26 protein-coding genes and 1 pseudogene are annotated in these 12,578 nt (G+C 50.7%); all 27 read left to right on the forward strand.

Annotated elements, in window-relative coordinates; translation table 11 throughout:
* A pseudogene (gene tuf / locus ACJ8J1_RS24540) lies at window positions 1–147 on the forward strand (elongation factor Tu); the annotation flags it as partial.
* A 131-nt stretch (window positions 148–278) separates the two neighbouring features.
* Window positions 279–473: a bacterioferritin-associated ferredoxin gene (bfd, locus tag ACJ8J1_RS24545; RefSeq protein WP_015379266.1), complete on the forward strand. Its 195-nt coding sequence runs from the start codon at window positions 279–281 to the stop codon at window positions 471–473.
* A 73-nt stretch (window positions 474–546) separates the two neighbouring features.
* The gene (bfr, locus tag ACJ8J1_RS24550; protein WP_033645244.1) at window positions 547–1,026 is read left to right on the forward strand and encodes a bacterioferritin; all 480 of its coding nucleotides are present in this window, start codon (window positions 547–549) and stop codon (window positions 1,024–1,026) included.
* A 381-nt stretch (window positions 1,027–1,407) separates the two neighbouring features.
* A complete protein-coding gene (rpsJ, locus tag ACJ8J1_RS24555) occupies window positions 1,408–1,719 on the forward strand; it encodes a 30S ribosomal protein S10 (RefSeq protein WP_001181005.1) in 312 nt (103 codons plus the stop codon).
* A gap of 32 nt (window positions 1,720–1,751) precedes the next feature.
* Entirely contained in the window at window positions 1,752–2,381 is a 630-nt protein-coding gene (gene rplC / locus ACJ8J1_RS24560) for a 50S ribosomal protein L3 (RefSeq protein WP_015379265.1), read from the forward strand.
* 10 nt (window positions 2,382–2,391) lie between these two features.
* Window positions 2,392–2,997: a 50S ribosomal protein L4 gene (rplD, locus tag ACJ8J1_RS24565; protein ID WP_004929779.1), complete on the forward strand. Its 606-nt coding sequence runs from the start codon at window positions 2,392–2,394 to the stop codon at window positions 2,995–2,997.
* A complete protein-coding gene (rplW, locus tag ACJ8J1_RS24570; RefSeq protein ID WP_004951179.1) occupies window positions 2,994–3,296 on the forward strand; it encodes a 50S ribosomal protein L23 in 303 nt (100 codons plus the stop codon). The genes rplD and rplW overlap by 4 nt, the downstream gene beginning before the upstream one ends.
* Window positions 3,297–3,314: 18 nt before the next feature.
* Entirely contained in the window at window positions 3,315–4,139 is an 825-nt protein-coding gene (rplB, locus tag ACJ8J1_RS24575; protein ID WP_004929775.1) for a 50S ribosomal protein L2, read from the forward strand.
* A 14-nt stretch (window positions 4,140–4,153) separates the two neighbouring features.
* Window positions 4,154–4,432 carry a 30S ribosomal protein S19 gene (gene rpsS / locus ACJ8J1_RS24580; protein ID WP_004929772.1) on the forward strand — a complete coding sequence of 93 codons (279 nt, stop codon included), beginning with the start codon at window positions 4,154–4,156 and terminating at the stop codon, window positions 4,430–4,432.
* Between the two features lie 14 nt (window positions 4,433–4,446).
* Window positions 4,447–4,779 carry a 50S ribosomal protein L22 gene (rplV, locus tag ACJ8J1_RS24585; RefSeq protein WP_002223844.1) on the forward strand — a complete coding sequence of 111 codons (333 nt, stop codon included), beginning with the start codon at window positions 4,447–4,449 and terminating at the stop codon, window positions 4,777–4,779.
* 17 nt (window positions 4,780–4,796) lie between these two features.
* Window positions 4,797–5,495 carry a 30S ribosomal protein S3 gene (gene rpsC, locus ACJ8J1_RS24590; protein ID WP_004929766.1) on the forward strand — a complete coding sequence of 233 codons (699 nt, stop codon included), beginning with the start codon at window positions 4,797–4,799 and terminating at the stop codon, window positions 5,493–5,495.
* Between the two features lie 12 nt (window positions 5,496–5,507).
* Complete coding sequence (rplP, locus tag ACJ8J1_RS24595; RefSeq protein ID WP_004929764.1) at window positions 5,508–5,918, forward strand: 50S ribosomal protein L16; 411 nt, start codon at window positions 5,508–5,510, stop codon at window positions 5,916–5,918.
* Window positions 5,918–6,109, forward strand: a complete 192-nt coding sequence (rpmC, locus tag ACJ8J1_RS24600) for a 50S ribosomal protein L29 (RefSeq protein ID WP_004929762.1) — start codon at window positions 5,918–5,920, stop codon at window positions 6,107–6,109. Before rplP ends, rpmC begins: the two co-directional genes overlap by 1 nt.
* On the forward strand, window positions 6,110–6,364 hold the full coding sequence (gene rpsQ / locus ACJ8J1_RS24605) for a 30S ribosomal protein S17 (RefSeq protein ID WP_004929760.1): 255 nt from the start codon (window positions 6,110–6,112) through the stop codon (window positions 6,362–6,364).
* A 172-nt stretch (window positions 6,365–6,536) separates the two neighbouring features.
* Window positions 6,537–6,908: a 50S ribosomal protein L14 gene (gene rplN, locus ACJ8J1_RS24610; RefSeq protein ID WP_000613954.1), complete on the forward strand. Its 372-nt coding sequence runs from the start codon at window positions 6,537–6,539 to the stop codon at window positions 6,906–6,908.
* 9 nt (window positions 6,909–6,917) lie between these two features.
* Window positions 6,918–7,232 carry a 50S ribosomal protein L24 gene (gene rplX / locus ACJ8J1_RS24615; RefSeq protein ID WP_004929758.1) on the forward strand — a complete coding sequence of 105 codons (315 nt, stop codon included), beginning with the start codon at window positions 6,918–6,920 and terminating at the stop codon, window positions 7,230–7,232.
* 14 nt (window positions 7,233–7,246) lie between these two features.
* A complete protein-coding gene (rplE, locus tag ACJ8J1_RS24620; protein WP_004929756.1) occupies window positions 7,247–7,786 on the forward strand; it encodes a 50S ribosomal protein L5 in 540 nt (179 codons plus the stop codon).
* 13 nt (window positions 7,787–7,799) lie between these two features.
* Window positions 7,800–8,105: a 30S ribosomal protein S14 gene (gene rpsN, locus ACJ8J1_RS24625; protein ID WP_004929754.1), complete on the forward strand. Its 306-nt coding sequence runs from the start codon at window positions 7,800–7,802 to the stop codon at window positions 8,103–8,105.
* Between the two features lie 30 nt (window positions 8,106–8,135).
* The gene (rpsH, locus tag ACJ8J1_RS24630) at window positions 8,136–8,528 is read left to right on the forward strand and encodes a 30S ribosomal protein S8 (RefSeq protein WP_004929753.1); all 393 of its coding nucleotides are present in this window, start codon (window positions 8,136–8,138) and stop codon (window positions 8,526–8,528) included.
* Between the two features lie 14 nt (window positions 8,529–8,542).
* Window positions 8,543–9,076 carry a 50S ribosomal protein L6 gene (gene rplF / locus ACJ8J1_RS24635; RefSeq protein ID WP_004929751.1) on the forward strand — a complete coding sequence of 178 codons (534 nt, stop codon included), beginning with the start codon at window positions 8,543–8,545 and terminating at the stop codon, window positions 9,074–9,076.
* A gap of 9 nt (window positions 9,077–9,085) precedes the next feature.
* Window positions 9,086–9,439: a 50S ribosomal protein L18 gene (rplR, locus tag ACJ8J1_RS24640; RefSeq protein ID WP_004929748.1), complete on the forward strand. Its 354-nt coding sequence runs from the start codon at window positions 9,086–9,088 to the stop codon at window positions 9,437–9,439.
* Between the two features lie 14 nt (window positions 9,440–9,453).
* On the forward strand, window positions 9,454–9,954 hold the full coding sequence (rpsE, locus tag ACJ8J1_RS24645) for a 30S ribosomal protein S5 (RefSeq protein WP_004929747.1): 501 nt from the start codon (window positions 9,454–9,456) through the stop codon (window positions 9,952–9,954).
* A gap of 6 nt (window positions 9,955–9,960) precedes the next feature.
* Window positions 9,961–10,140: a 50S ribosomal protein L30 gene (gene rpmD / locus ACJ8J1_RS24650; protein WP_048232028.1), complete on the forward strand. Its 180-nt coding sequence runs from the start codon at window positions 9,961–9,963 to the stop codon at window positions 10,138–10,140.
* A 3-nt stretch (window positions 10,141–10,143) separates the two neighbouring features.
* Window positions 10,144–10,578 carry a 50S ribosomal protein L15 gene (rplO, locus tag ACJ8J1_RS24655; RefSeq protein WP_004929742.1) on the forward strand — a complete coding sequence of 145 codons (435 nt, stop codon included), beginning with the start codon at window positions 10,144–10,146 and terminating at the stop codon, window positions 10,576–10,578.
* A 7-nt stretch (window positions 10,579–10,585) separates the two neighbouring features.
* On the forward strand, window positions 10,586–11,917 hold the full coding sequence (secY, locus tag ACJ8J1_RS24660) for a preprotein translocase subunit SecY (protein WP_004929740.1): 1,332 nt from the start codon (window positions 10,586–10,588) through the stop codon (window positions 11,915–11,917).
* Window positions 11,918–11,950: 33 nt separating this feature from the next.
* The gene (rpmJ, locus tag ACJ8J1_RS24665) at window positions 11,951–12,067 is read left to right on the forward strand and encodes a 50S ribosomal protein L36 (protein ID WP_002227352.1); all 117 of its coding nucleotides are present in this window, start codon (window positions 11,951–11,953) and stop codon (window positions 12,065–12,067) included.
* A gap of 148 nt (window positions 12,068–12,215) precedes the next feature.
* Entirely contained in the window at window positions 12,216–12,572 is a 357-nt protein-coding gene (gene rpsM / locus ACJ8J1_RS24670) for a 30S ribosomal protein S13 (RefSeq protein ID WP_004929734.1), read from the forward strand.
* Window positions 12,573–12,578: the final 6 nt, after the last annotated feature.

The following is a 12,578-nucleotide window of genomic DNA, read 5'->3' on the forward strand; positions in this document are numbered from 1 at the left end:
GGCGTAGAGATGGTAATGCCAGGCGACAACGTGAACATGGTTGTAACCCTGATTCACCCAATCGCGATGGACGACGGTCTGCGTTTCGCAATCCGTGAAGGCGGCCGTACTGTAGGCGCTGGTGTTGTTGCTAAAGTTATCGCTTAATCGCGAATAATTTTTCGACACAAAAAAGGGCACTTCGGTGCCCTTTTTTTATGCAATTTGTACAAATCTTAATTGAAATAAAAACCATTCCTATTTAGACTCAATGCATTGGTTAAGAAGTGAGTCTCTCTATGTATGTATGTCTGTGTAATGCGGTGACTGACAAAGCGATCCGTAATGCGGTGCGTCAGCACAATCCCCATACCATGAAGCAACTGCGTGAACTTGTGCCGATTGGTACCGATTGTGGAAAGTGCATTCGTCAGGCAAGACAGATTATGGTGGAGGAACGCGGAACTATCATCCCAATGCATGAAGTTGCCTAACAAAGGGTAAGGTTATTTTTGACTCTTGGCTTACAGGTTCTACACTTTTAGAACTGGCCAGGAGGAGTTACCTATGAAAGGCGATAAAAAGATCATTGCTCACCTCAATAAATTGCTCGGCAACGAGCTGGTTGCCATCAATCAATATTTCCTGCACGCCCGCATGTTCAAGAATTGGGGCTTAATGCGCCTCAACGACAAGGAATATCACGAGTCGATCGACGAAATGAAACATGCCGATCGCTACATCGAGCGTATCCTGTTCCTGGAAGGGATACCGAATCTGCAAGATCTCGGCAAGCTGAACATCGGCGAAGACATCGAAGAGATGCTGCGTTCCGATCTGGCGCTGGAGCTGGCGGGCGCCAAGAACTTGCGCGAAGGCATCGCCTATGCCGATTCGATCCACGATTACGTCAGCCGCGATTTGATGATTGAAATCCTGGCCGATGAAGAAGAGCATATCGACTGGCTGGAAACGGAGCTGGATCTGATTGCCCGTCTCGGTATTCAGAACTATGCCCAGGCCCAGATTTTAGAGCGCAAAGAGTAAGCCTTCCGTCCATTCATCATCGTCTCTCCTGCCGGCGGCCGTTTTCTCGGTGGGGCAGGGGAGAGTGTTCCCGCCAAGCCTAATTCATTCCCTGTTCGCCGTGTTAACACGCCAACTGCCACTGAACGCGCAAAAATGACGATTTCCTGAGCATATTTCCAACTGCGGCTTGCTTCCTGGGCCATTTTGCGTATAATGCGCGGGCTTACCTAATCTTGGTAAGCCTGATTTTAGCGAATCAGTCGATTGGCAGGCCTTTTTTGCCTTTCGAACAATACTCCCGATATGGGGGTTATATGTTGACGATTACACTCCCCCATCAATCGAAATGGGTGTGAGGAGTAATTATTTACGTTTATAAATAATTGGAGCTCTGGTCTCATGCAGAACCAAAGAATCCGTATCCGCCTGAAAGCGTTTGATCATCGTCTGATCGATCAATCAACCGCGGAAATCGTCGAGACTGCAAAGCGCACTGGTGCGCAAGTCCGTGGTCCGATCCCGCTGCCAACTCGCAAAGAGCGCTTTACCGTTCTGATCTCTCCGCACGTCAACAAAGACGCGCGCGATCAGTACGAGATTCGCACTCACAAGCGTCTGGTTGACATCGTTGAGCCAACCGAGAAAACCGTTGATGCTCTGATGCGTCTGGATCTGGCTGCCGGTGTAGACGTGCAGATCAGCCTGGGTTAATCAGGTCATTGAGCGATTGAGAGGTTGAAACAATGATTGGTTTAGTCGGTAAAAAAGTGGGTATGACCCGTATCTTCACTGAAGATGGCGTTTCTATCCCAGTAACCGTAATTGAAATTGAAGCGAACCGCGTGACTCAGGTTAAAAGCCTGGACACCGACGGTTACCGTGCCGTTCAGGTTACCACTGGTAGCAAAAAAGCTAACCGTGTAACCAAGCCGGAAGCGGGCCATTTCGCTAAAGCTGGCGTTGAAGCTGGCCGTGGTCTGTGGGAATTCCGCCTGGAAGAAGGTCAAGAATTCGCTGCAGGTCAGGAAATTAGCGTAGAAATCTTCGCTGACGTTAAAAAAGTCGATGTTACCGGTACTTCTAAAGGTAAAGGTTTTGCTGGCACTGTTAAGCGCTGGAACTTCCGTACCCAAGACGCTACCCACGGTAACTCCTTGTCTCACCGCGTTCCGGGTTCTATCGGTCAGAACCAGACTCCGGGCAAAGTGTTCAAAGGCAAGAAAATGGCTGGCCACCTGGGTGATGAGCGCGTAACCGTTCAGAGCCTGGACGTAGTACGTGTTGACGCTGAGCGCAACCTGCTGCTGGTTAAGGGTGCTGTACCGGGCGCAACCGGTGGCAACCTGATCGTTAAACCAGCTGTGAAGGCGTAAGGGGATAGCAATGGAATTAGTATTGAAAGACGCGCAAAGCGCGCTGACTGTTTCCGAAACTACCTTCGGTCGTGATTTCAACGAAGCGCTGGTACACCAGGTTGTTGTTGCTTATGCAGCAGGTGCCCGTCAAGGTACCCGTGCTCAGAAGACCCGTGCTGAAGTAACTGGTTCCGGCAAAAAGCCATGGCGTCAGAAAGGCACCGGCCGTGCGCGTTCAGGTTCTGTAAAGAGCCCGATCTGGCGTTCAGGCGGCGTGACCTTTGCTGCTAAGCCACAGGACCACAGTCAGAAAGTAAACAAAAAGATGTACCGCGGCGCGCTGAAAAGCATCCTGTCCGAACTGGTACGTCAAGATCGTCTGATCGTTGTCGAGAAGTTCTCTGTAGAAGCGCCTAAAACTAAGCTGCTGGCACAGAAACTGAAAGATATGGCTCTGGAAGACGTGCTGATCGTGACCGGTGAACTGGATGAGAATCTGTTCCTGGCAGCTCGCAACCTGTACAAGGTTGACGTGCGCGATGTAGCAGGTATCGATCCGGTTAGCCTGATCGCCTTCGACAAAGTGGTTATGACTGCTGATGCTGTGAAGCAAGTTGAGGAGATGCTGGCATGATCCGTGAAGAACGTTTGCTGAAAGTGCTGCGTGCACCGCACGTATCTGAAAAAGCATCCGCTGCGATGGAAAAAAGCAACACCATCGTTCTCAAAGTTGCCAAAGACGCGACCAAAGCAGAAATCAAAGCTGCAGTGCAGAAACTGTTTGAAGTCGAAGTCGAAGACGTGAACACCCTGGTTGTTAAAGGGAAAGTGAAACGTCACGGTCAGCGTGTTGGTCGTCGTAGCGACTGGAAAAAAGCTTACGTCACCCTGAAAGAAGGCCAGAATCTGGACTTCATCGGCGGCGCAGAGTAAGTCGGAGGAGTAAGAACAATGGCAATTGTTAAATGTAAACCTACATCTCCGGGTCGTCGCCACGTTGTTAAAGTGGTTAACCCTGAGCTGCACAAGGGTAAACCTTATGCCCCGCTGCTGGAAAAACTGAGCAAAAGCGGTGGTCGTAACAACAATGGCCGTATCACCACCCGTCATATCGGTGGTGGCCACAAGCAACATTATCGTCTGGTTGACTTCAAGCGCAACAAAGACGGTATCCCTGCTGTGGTTGAGCGTCTGGAGTACGATCCGAACCGTTCCGCGAACATCGCGCTGGTTCTGTACAAAGACGGCGAACGCCGTTACATCCTGGCGCCGAAAGGCCTGAAAGCTGGTGACCAGATTCAATCTGGCGTTGATGCTGCAATCAAAGCGGGTAACACCCTGCCGATGCGCAACATTCCAGTTGGTTCAACGGTTCACAACGTAGAAATGAAACCAGGCAAAGGCGGCCAGATGGCTCGCTCCGCTGGTGCCTACGTTCAGATCGTTGCTCGTGATGGTTCCTACGTAACTCTGCGTCTGCGCTCCGGCGAAATGCGTAAAGTTCCAGCTGATTGCCGCGCCACCCTGGGTGAAGTCGGTAACGCTGAACACATGCTTCGCGTTCTGGGTAAAGCAGGTGCTGCACGTTGGCGTGGTGTTCGTCCTACCGTTCGCGGTACGGCGATGAACCCGGTAGATCACCCGCACGGTGGTGGTGAAGGTCGTAACTTTGGTAAGCACCCGGTAACTCCGTGGGGCGTTCAGACCAAAGGTAAGAAGACCCGTAGCAACAAGCGTACTGATAAGTTCATCGTACGTCGCCGTAGCAAAAAATAATTAGAGGATAAGCCATGCCACGTTCTCTCAAGAAAGGTCCTTTTATTGACCTGCACTTGCTGAAGAAGGTAGAGAAAGCGGTGGAAAGCGGTGACAAGAAGCCTTTGCGCACTTGGTCCCGTCGTTCAACGATCTTTCCTAACATGATCGGTTTGACCATCGCTGTCCATAATGGTCGTCAGCACGTACCAGTGTTCGTTTCCGATGAAATGGTCGGTCACAAACTGGGTGAATTCGCGCCGACTCGTACTTATCGCGGCCATGCGGCTGATAAAAAAGCTAAAAAGCGCTAAGGTAGGAGGAAGAGATGGAAACTATCGCTAAACATCGCCACGCTCGTTCTTCTGCTCAGAAGGTTCGCCTTGTTGCTGACCTGATTCGCGGTAAGAAAGTGTCGCAAGCTCTGGAAACTCTGACCTACACCAACAAGAAAGCTGCTGGTCTGGTTAAGAAAGTGCTGGAGTCTGCCATTGCTAACGCAGAACACAACGATGGCGCTGACATCGATGATCTGAAAGTTACGAAAATCTTCGTAGACGAAGGCCCAAGCATGAAGCGCATTATGCCGCGTGCAAAAGGTCGTGCAGATCGCATCCTGAAGCGCACCAGCCACATTACTGTGGTTGTGTCCGATCGCTGAGACTCTGGAGACTAGCAATGGGTCAGAAAGTACATCCTAATGGTATTCGCCTGGGTATTGTCAAACCTTGGAACTCTACTTGGTATGCGAATACCAAAGAATTCGCTGACAACCTGGACAGCGACTTTAAAGTTCGTCAATTCCTGACTAAGGAACTGTCGAAAGCTTCCGTTTCTCGCATCGTTATCGAGCGTCCTGCGAAGAGCATCCGTGTGACCATTCACACTGCTCGCCCAGGCATCGTTATCGGCAAGAAAGGTGAAGACGTCGAAAAACTGCGCAAGGTCGTAGCGGACATCGCTGGCGTTCCTGCACAGATCAACATCGCCGAAGTCCGTAAACCGGAACTCGACGCTAAATTGGTTGCTGACAGCATCACTTCTCAGCTGGAACGTCGCGTTATGTTCCGTCGTGCTATGAAGCGTGCAGTACAGAACGCAATGCGTCTTGGCGCTAAAGGTATCAAAGTTGAAGTAAGCGGCCGTCTTGGCGGCGCTGAAATCGCACGTACCGAATGGTACCGCGAAGGTCGTGTTCCATTGCACACTCTGCGTGCGGACATCGACTACAACACATCTGAAGCGCACACCACTTATGGTGTAATCGGCGTTAAGGTATGGATCTTCAAAGGTGAGATCCTGGGTGGTATGGCTGCAGTTGAACAACCGGAACCGGCTGCTCAACCTAAAAAGCAGCAGCGTAAAGGCCGCAAGTAAGGAGAGTCGCTGATGTTACAACCAAAGCGTACAAAATTCCGTAAGGTGCACAAGGGCCGCAACCGTGGTCTGGCGCAAGGTACGGATGTTAGCTTCGGCACTTTCGGTCTGAAAGCTGTTGGCCGTGGCCGTCTGACTGCTCGTCAAATCGAAGCAGCTCGTCGTGCAATGACTCGTGCAGTTAAGCGTCAAGGCAAGATCTGGATCCGTGTATTCCCGGACAAACCGATCACCGAGAAGCCGCTGGAAGTGCGTATGGGTAAAGGTAAGGGTAACGTGGAGTATTGGGTTGCCCTGATCCAGCCTGGTAAGGTCCTGTACGAAATGGACGGCGTGCCAGAAGAGGTTGCCCGCGAGGCATTCAAACTGGCAGCAGCGAAACTGCCGATCAAAACCACCTTTGTAACTAAGACGGTGATGTAATGAAAGCACAAGAGCTGCGTGAAAAAAGCGTTGAAGAGCTGAATGCCGAGCTGCTCAACCTGCTGCGTGAGCAATTCAACTTGCGCATGCAGGCGGCCAGTGGCCAGCTGCAACAAACTCACCTGTTGAAACAAGTGCGTCGTGACGTCGCACGCGTTAAGACTTTACTGACTCAAAAGGCGGGTGTGTAAATGACTGAAGTTATCCGTACCCTGCAGGGTCGTGTTGTTAGCGATAAAATGGAGAAATCCATCGTTGTTGCTATCGAGCGTACTGTGAAGCACCCAATCTACGGGAAATTCATCAAACGTACGACCAAGCTGCACGTACATGACGAGAACAACGAATGTGGTACCGGCGACGTGGTTGAAATCCGCGAATGCCGCCCACTGTCCAAGACCAAGTCCTGGACGTTGGTTCGCGTTGTAGAGAAAGCGATTCTGTAATAGAGTAGCTGGCTCTCACTTAATAAACGGCTCAGAAAATGAGCCGTTTATTTTTTCTACCCATACCAAGTAAGCGGTGTTATAATGCTGCGCCCTCGGTTATGGGGCTTTTCAACGGCCTAATTTTTACTTGGGTCTTTAAAGTAGTAGTTGACATTAGCGGAGCACTAAAATGATCCAAGAACAGACTATGCTGAACGTCGCCGACAACTCCGGTGCACGTCGCGTAATGTGTATCAAGGTTCTAGGTGGCTCGCACCGTCGCTACGCAGGCGTCGGCGACATCATCAAAATTACCATCAAGGAAGCAATTCCTCGCGGTAAGGTGAAGAAAGGCGATGTTCTGAAGGCGGTAGTGGTGCGCACCAAGAAGGGTGTACGTCGCCCGGACGGTTCTGTCATTCGCTTCGATGGCAATGCATGCGTTATTTTGAACAATAACAGCGAGCAGCCAATCGGTACGCGTATTTTTGGGCCGGTAACTCGTGAACTGCGTAATGAGAAGTTCATGAAAATTATCTCTCTGGCACCAGAAGTACTCTAAGGAGCGAACATGGCAGCGAAGATCCGTCGTGATGACGAAGTTATCGTGATTACCGGGAAAGACAAAGGTAAGCGCGGTAAAGTAAAAAATGTCCTGTCTGCTGGCAAGGTCATTGTTGAAGGCATCAACCTGGTTAAGAAACACCAGAAGCCGGTTCCGGCTCTGAACCAACCAGGCGGCATTGTTGAGAAAGAAGCTGCAATTCAGGTTTCTAACATTGCTATCTTCAACGCGGCTACCGGCAAGGCTGACCGTGTAGGCTTTAGATTCGAAGACGGCAAAAAAGTCCGTTTCTTCAAATCTAACAGCGAAACTATCAAGTAATTTGGAGTAATACGATGGCGAAACTGCATGATTACTACAAAGACGAGGTAGTCAAACAACTGATGTCTCAGTTTGATTACAACTCTGTCATGCAAGTCCCTCGGGTCGAGAAGATCACCCTGAACATGGGTGTTGGTGAAGCGATTGCTGACAAGAAACTGCTGGATAACGCAGCAGCGGACCTGGCAGCTATCTCCGGTCAAAAACCGTTGATCACCAAAGCCCGCAAATCCGTTGCAGGCTTCAAAATCCGTCAGGGCTATCCGATCGGCTGTAAAGTAACTCTGCGTGGCGAACGCATGTGGGAGTTCTTTGAGCGTCTGATCTCCATTGCTGTTCCACGTATCCGTGACTTCCGTGGCCTGTCCGCCAAGTCATTCGATGGCCGTGGCAACTACAGCATGGGCGTGCGTGAGCAAATCATCTTCCCAGAAATCGACTACGACAAAGTCGATCGCGTTCGTGGTTTGGATATTACCATTACCACTACTGCGAAATCTGATGATGAAGGCCGCGCGCTGCTGGCTGCTTTTAACTTCCCGTTCCGCAAGTAAGGCAGGGTTACTGATGGCTAAGCAATCAATGAAAGCACGCGAAGTCAAGCGCGTGAAATTAGCTGACAAGTTCTTTGCAAAACGCGCTGAACTGAAAGCTATTATCTCTGATGTGAACGCATCCGATGAAGATCGTTGGAATGCCGTTCTCAAGCTGCAAACTCTGCCGCGTGATTCCAGCCCGTCTCGTCAGCGTAAACGCTGCCGCCAAACTGGCCGTCCACATGGTTATGTGGGCAAATTCGGGTTGAGCCGTATTAAGCTTCGTGAAGCCGCTATGCGCGGTGAAGTACCAGGCTTGAAAAAGGCTAGCTGGTAATTACCAATTGAATCACGGGAGTAAAGACAGATGAGCATGCAAGATCCGATCGCGGATATGCTGACCCGTATCCGTAACGGTCAAGCCGCGAACAAAGTTGCGGTCACCATGCCTTCCTCCAAGCTGAAAGTGGCAATTGCCAACGTGCTGAAGGAAGAAGGTTTTATTGAAGATTTCAAAATCGAAGGCGACGCCAAGCCTGTTCTGGAACTGGTACTGAAGTACTTCCAGGGCAAAGCTGTGGTAGAAAGCATTCAACGTATCAGCCGTCCAGGTCTGCGCATCTACAAGAAAAAAGATGAGCTGCCAAAAGTTATGGCCGGTTTGGGTATCGCTGTTGTTTCTACCTCTAAAGGTGTTATGACCGATCGTGCAGCTCGCCAGGCTGGTCTTGGTGGCGAGATTATCTGCTACGTAGCTTAATTCGGGAGGAAAGAATGTCTCGTGTTGCAAAAGCACCCGTCGTCATTCCTGCCGGCGTAGAGGTAAAACTCAACGGTCAGGTTATTTCGATTAAGGGTAAAAACGGCGAGTTGACTCGTACTATCCACGACGCCGTTGAAGTGAAGCAAGAAGCTAACGCACTGACTTTCGCTCCGCGCGAAGGTTTTGCTAACGCATGGGCCCAAGCGGGTACCACGCGCGCTCTGCTGAACGCAATGGTTGTTGGTGTTACCGAAGGCTTCACCAAGAAGCTTCAACTGGTAGGTGTTGGTTATCGTGCTGCCGTTAAAGGCAACGTGGTGAATTTGGCCCTGGGCTTCTCTCACCCTATCGATCACCAGCTGCCAGCAGGTATCACTGCTGAATGCCCAAGCCAAACTGAAATCGTGCTGAAAGGCGCTGATAAGCAGGTAATTGGCCAGGTAGCAGCAGATCTGCGCGCTTACCGTCGTCCTGAGCCTTACAAAGGCAAGGGTGTTCGTTACGCCGACGAAGTCGTGCGTACCAAAGAGGCTAAGAAGAAGTAAGGTAACACTATGGATAAGAAATCTGCTCGTATCCGTCGTGCGACCCGCGCACGCCGCAAGCTCCAAGAGCTGGGTGCAACCCGCCTGGTGGTACATCGTACCCCGCGTCACATTTACGCACAGGTGATTGCTCCAAACGGTTCTGAAGTACTGGTAGCCGCTTCTACTTTAGAAAAAGCTATCGCGGAGCAACTGAAGTATTCCGGTAACAAAGACGCAGCAGCAGCCGTAGGTAAAGCTCTGGCTGAGCGCGCGTTGGAAAAAGGGATTGCGAAAGTATCCTTTGACCGTTCCGGTTTCCAATATCATGGTCGAGTCCAGGCACTGGCAGATGCTGCCCGTGAAGCTGGCCTTCAGTTCTAAGGAAGAGGTTTAAGATGGCTCACATCGAAAAACAAGCTGGCGAACTGCAGGAAAAGCTGATCGCGGTAAACCGCGTATCTAAAACCGTAAAAGGTGGCCGTATTTTCAGCTTTACCGCACTGACTGTAGTTGGTGATGGTAACGGTCGCGTTGGTTTTGGCTACGGCAAAGCACGCGAAGTTCCAGCAGCGATCCAGAAAGCGATGGAAAAAGCCCGTCGCAACATGATGAACGTCGCGCTGAACAGCGGCACCCTGCAGCACCCTGTTAAGGGCGCTCACACGGGTTCTCGCGTGTTCATGCAGCCTGCTCATGAAGGTACCGGTATCATCGCGGGCGGTGCAATGCGCGCCGTTCTCGAAGTTGCTGGGGTGCACAACGTATTGGCTAAAGCTTATGGTTCCACCAACCCGATCAACGTGGTTCGTGCAACTATCGACGCTCTGGCGAATATGAAGTCTCCTGAAATGGTCGCTGCTAAGCGTGGTAAATCCGTTGCCGACATTCTGGGGTAATTGACCATGGCTAAGACTATTAAAGTTACACAAACTCGCAGCTCAATTGGCCGTCTGCCGAAGCATAAAGCTACTCTGCTCGGTCTGGGTCTGCGTCGTATTGGTCACACCGTAGAGCGCGAGGATACTCCTGCTGTTCGCGGTATGGTCAACCTGGTTTCCTACATGGTTAAAGTTGAGGAGTAACAGATGCGTTTAAATACTCTGTCTCCGGCTGAAGGTGCCAAGCATGCGCCTAAGCGTGTAGGTCGTGGTATTGGTTCTGGCCTGGGTAAAACCGGCGGCCGTGGTCACAAAGGTCAGAAGTCTCGTTCTGGCGGTGGCGTACGTCGTGGTTTCGAAGGTGGTCAGATGCCTCTGTACCGTCGTCTGCCGAAATTCGGCTTCACTTCACGCAAAGCGATGATCACGGCAGAAGTTCGTCTGTCTGAACTGGCTCTGGTTGAAGGCGATGTTATCGACCTGAACGCGCTGAAAGCCGCTAACGTAGTTGGTGTCCAGATCGAATTCGCGAAAGTTGTACTTTCTGGCGAAGTCGCTCGTCCGGTAACCCTGCGTGGTCTGCGTGTCACCAAAGGCGCTCGTGCTGCTATCGAGGCTGCTGGCGGTAAAATTGAGGAATAAGTAGCAGATGGCTAAGCAACCAGGATTAGATTTTCAAAGTGCTAAAGGCGGGCTCGGCGAGCTGAAGCGCAGACTTTTGTTTGTCATCGGCGCGCTGATTGTCTTCCGCATCGGCTCTTTCATTCCGATTCCTGGTATCGATGCCACTGTGCTTGCCAAATTGCTTGAGCAGCAGAGAGGCACTATCATTGAAATGTTTAACATGTTCTCTGGTGGTGCCCTCAGCCGTGCTTCTATCTTTGCTCTGGGGATCATGCCGTATATTTCGGCGTCGATCATTATCCAGCTGCTGACGGTGGTTCATCCGGCGTTGGCGGAAATCAAGAAAGAAGGGGAGGCTGGCCGTCGCAAGATTAGTCAGTACACCCGTTACGGTACGCTGGTATTGGCCATATTCCAGTCGATCGGTATTGCTACCGGTCTGCCGAATATGCCTGGTATGCAGGGCCTGGTGTTAAACCCAGGCTTTGCATTCTACTTTACTGCGGTTGTGAGCTTGGTCACCGGGACAATGTTCCTGATGTGGCTGGGTGAGCAGATTACTGAGCGCGGTATCGGCAACGGTATCTCGATCATTATCTTCGCGGGTATTGTAGCGGGGCTCCCGCCGGCAGTGGCCCATACTATCGAGCAAGCGCGGCAAGGCGACCTGCACTTCCTCCTGCTGCTGTTGGTTGCAGTATTGGTGTTTGCAGTAACCTTCTTCGTTGTTTTCATTGAGCGTGGTCAACGTCGTATCGTCGTTAACTATGCGAAGCGTCAACAAGGTCGTCGTGTTTATGCAGCACAGAGTACACACTTACCGTTGAAAGTGAACATGGCGGGTGTTATCCCGGCGATTTTCGCTTCCAGCATTATTCTGTTCCCGGCCACGATTGCATCATGGTTTGGGGGCGGTACCGGTTGGAACTGGCTGACTACGATTTCGCTGTATTTGCAGCCAGGGCAACCGCTTTATGTGTTACTCTATGCGTCTGCAATCATCTTCTTCTGTTTCTTCTACACGGCGTTGGTATTCAACCCGCGTGAGACAGCAGATAACCTGAAGAAGTCCGGTGCCTTCGTACCAGGAATTCGTCCGGGAGAGCAAACGGCGAAGTATATCGATAAAGTAATGACGCGTTTAACCCTGGTGGGCGCGATGTACATTACTTTCATCTGCCTGATCCCGGAGTTCATGCGTGATGCAATGAAAGTACCATTCTACTTTGGTGGTACCTCGCTACTGATCGTGGTTGTCGTCATCATGGACTTTATGGCTCAAGTGCAAACTCTGATGATGTCAAGTCAGTACGAGTCTGCATTGAAGAAAGCAAATCTGAAAGGCTATAACCGCTAGTCAGATTCGTTTGAGAAGTTACGGAGAGTAAAAATGAAAGTTCGTGCTTCCGTCAAGAAATTATGTCGTAACTGCAAAATCGTTAAGCGTAACGGTGTCGTTCGTGTGATTTGCAGCGCCGAGCCGAAGCATAAACAGCGTCAAGGCTGATTATCTCGCATATTTTTCTTGCAAAGTTGGGTTGAGCTGGCTAGATTAGCCAGCCAATCTTTTGTATGTCGCACTGCAACATTATTTGAGTATCCTGAAAACGGGCTTTTCAGAATGGTGTTGCTGTATAAAATAGTAGGAGTGCATAGTGGCCCGTATAGCAGGCATTAACATTCCTGATCATAAACATACCGTTATCGCCTTAACGTCGATCTTCGGTATCGGTAAAACCCGTTCACAGGCTATCTGTGCATCCACGGGTATTGCTGAAAATGTTAAGATCAGTGAGCTGTCTGAAGAGCAAATCGAAAAGCTTCGTGATGCAGTTGCCAAATACACCGTTGAGGGTGATTTGCGTCGTGAAATTACCCTGAGCATCAAGCGTCTTATGGACCTTGGTTGCTATCGTGGTTTGCGTCATCGTCGTGGTCTGCCGGTACGCGGTCAGCGCACCAAGACCAACGCTCGTACCCGTAAGGGTCCGCGCAAGCCGATCAAGAAATAATCGGGG

Source organism: Serratia sp. CY37869 (genome assembly GCF_052168895.1).
GTDB lineage: Bacteria > Pseudomonadota > Gammaproteobacteria > Enterobacterales > Enterobacteriaceae > Serratia > Serratia ureilytica.

Excerpts from the sequence above, each read along its gene's own strand:
- rplB (WP_004929775.1), top strand. The coding sequence starts at position 3,315 with ATGGCAATTGTTAAATGTAAACCTACATCTCCGGGTCGTCGCCACGTT.
- rpsC (WP_004929766.1), top strand. The coding sequence starts at position 4,797 with ATGGGTCAGAAAGTACATCCTAATGGTATTCGCCTGGGTATTGTCAAA.
- bfr (WP_033645244.1), top strand. The coding sequence starts at position 547 with ATGAAAGGCGATAAAAAGATCATTGCTCACCTCAATAAATTGCTCGGC.
- rpsQ (WP_004929760.1), top strand. The coding sequence starts at position 6,110 with ATGACTGAAGTTATCCGTACCCTGCAGGGTCGTGTTGTTAGCGATAAA.
- rplP (WP_004929764.1), top strand. The coding sequence starts at position 5,508 with ATGTTACAACCAAAGCGTACAAAATTCCGTAAGGTGCACAAGGGCCGC.
- rplD (WP_004929779.1), top strand. The coding sequence starts at position 2,392 with ATGGAATTAGTATTGAAAGACGCGCAAAGCGCGCTGACTGTTTCCGAA.
- rpsS (WP_004929772.1), top strand. The coding sequence starts at position 4,154 with ATGCCACGTTCTCTCAAGAAAGGTCCTTTTATTGACCTGCACTTGCTG.
- rplW (WP_004951179.1), top strand. The coding sequence starts at position 2,994 with ATGATCCGTGAAGAACGTTTGCTGAAAGTGCTGCGTGCACCGCACGTA.
- rpsE (WP_004929747.1), top strand. The coding sequence starts at position 9,454 with ATGGCTCACATCGAAAAACAAGCTGGCGAACTGCAGGAAAAGCTGATC.
- rpmJ (WP_002227352.1), top strand. The coding sequence starts at position 11,951 with ATGAAAGTTCGTGCTTCCGTCAAGAAATTATGTCGTAACTGCAAAATC.
- rplR (WP_004929748.1), top strand. The coding sequence starts at position 9,086 with ATGGATAAGAAATCTGCTCGTATCCGTCGTGCGACCCGCGCACGCCGC.
- rplO (WP_004929742.1), top strand. The coding sequence starts at position 10,144 with ATGCGTTTAAATACTCTGTCTCCGGCTGAAGGTGCCAAGCATGCGCCT.
- rpsH (WP_004929753.1), top strand. The coding sequence starts at position 8,136 with ATGAGCATGCAAGATCCGATCGCGGATATGCTGACCCGTATCCGTAAC.
- rpsN (WP_004929754.1), top strand. The coding sequence starts at position 7,800 with ATGGCTAAGCAATCAATGAAAGCACGCGAAGTCAAGCGCGTGAAATTA.
- rpmD (WP_048232028.1), top strand. The coding sequence starts at position 9,961 with ATGGCTAAGACTATTAAAGTTACACAAACTCGCAGCTCAATTGGCCGT.
- rpmC (WP_004929762.1), top strand. The coding sequence starts at position 5,918 with ATGAAAGCACAAGAGCTGCGTGAAAAAAGCGTTGAAGAGCTGAATGCC.
- rplX (WP_004929758.1), top strand. The coding sequence starts at position 6,918 with ATGGCAGCGAAGATCCGTCGTGATGACGAAGTTATCGTGATTACCGGG.
- bfd (WP_015379266.1), top strand. The coding sequence starts at position 279 with ATGTATGTATGTCTGTGTAATGCGGTGACTGACAAAGCGATCCGTAAT.
- rplF (WP_004929751.1), top strand. The coding sequence starts at position 8,543 with ATGTCTCGTGTTGCAAAAGCACCCGTCGTCATTCCTGCCGGCGTAGAG.
- rplE (WP_004929756.1), top strand. The coding sequence starts at position 7,247 with ATGGCGAAACTGCATGATTACTACAAAGACGAGGTAGTCAAACAACTG.
- secY (WP_004929740.1), top strand. The coding sequence starts at position 10,586 with ATGGCTAAGCAACCAGGATTAGATTTTCAAAGTGCTAAAGGCGGGCTC.
- rplC (WP_015379265.1), top strand. The coding sequence starts at position 1,752 with ATGATTGGTTTAGTCGGTAAAAAAGTGGGTATGACCCGTATCTTCACT.
- rpsJ (WP_001181005.1), top strand. The coding sequence starts at position 1,408 with ATGCAGAACCAAAGAATCCGTATCCGCCTGAAAGCGTTTGATCATCGT.
- rplV (WP_002223844.1), top strand. The coding sequence starts at position 4,447 with ATGGAAACTATCGCTAAACATCGCCACGCTCGTTCTTCTGCTCAGAAG.
- rplN (WP_000613954.1), top strand. The coding sequence starts at position 6,537 with ATGATCCAAGAACAGACTATGCTGAACGTCGCCGACAACTCCGGTGCA.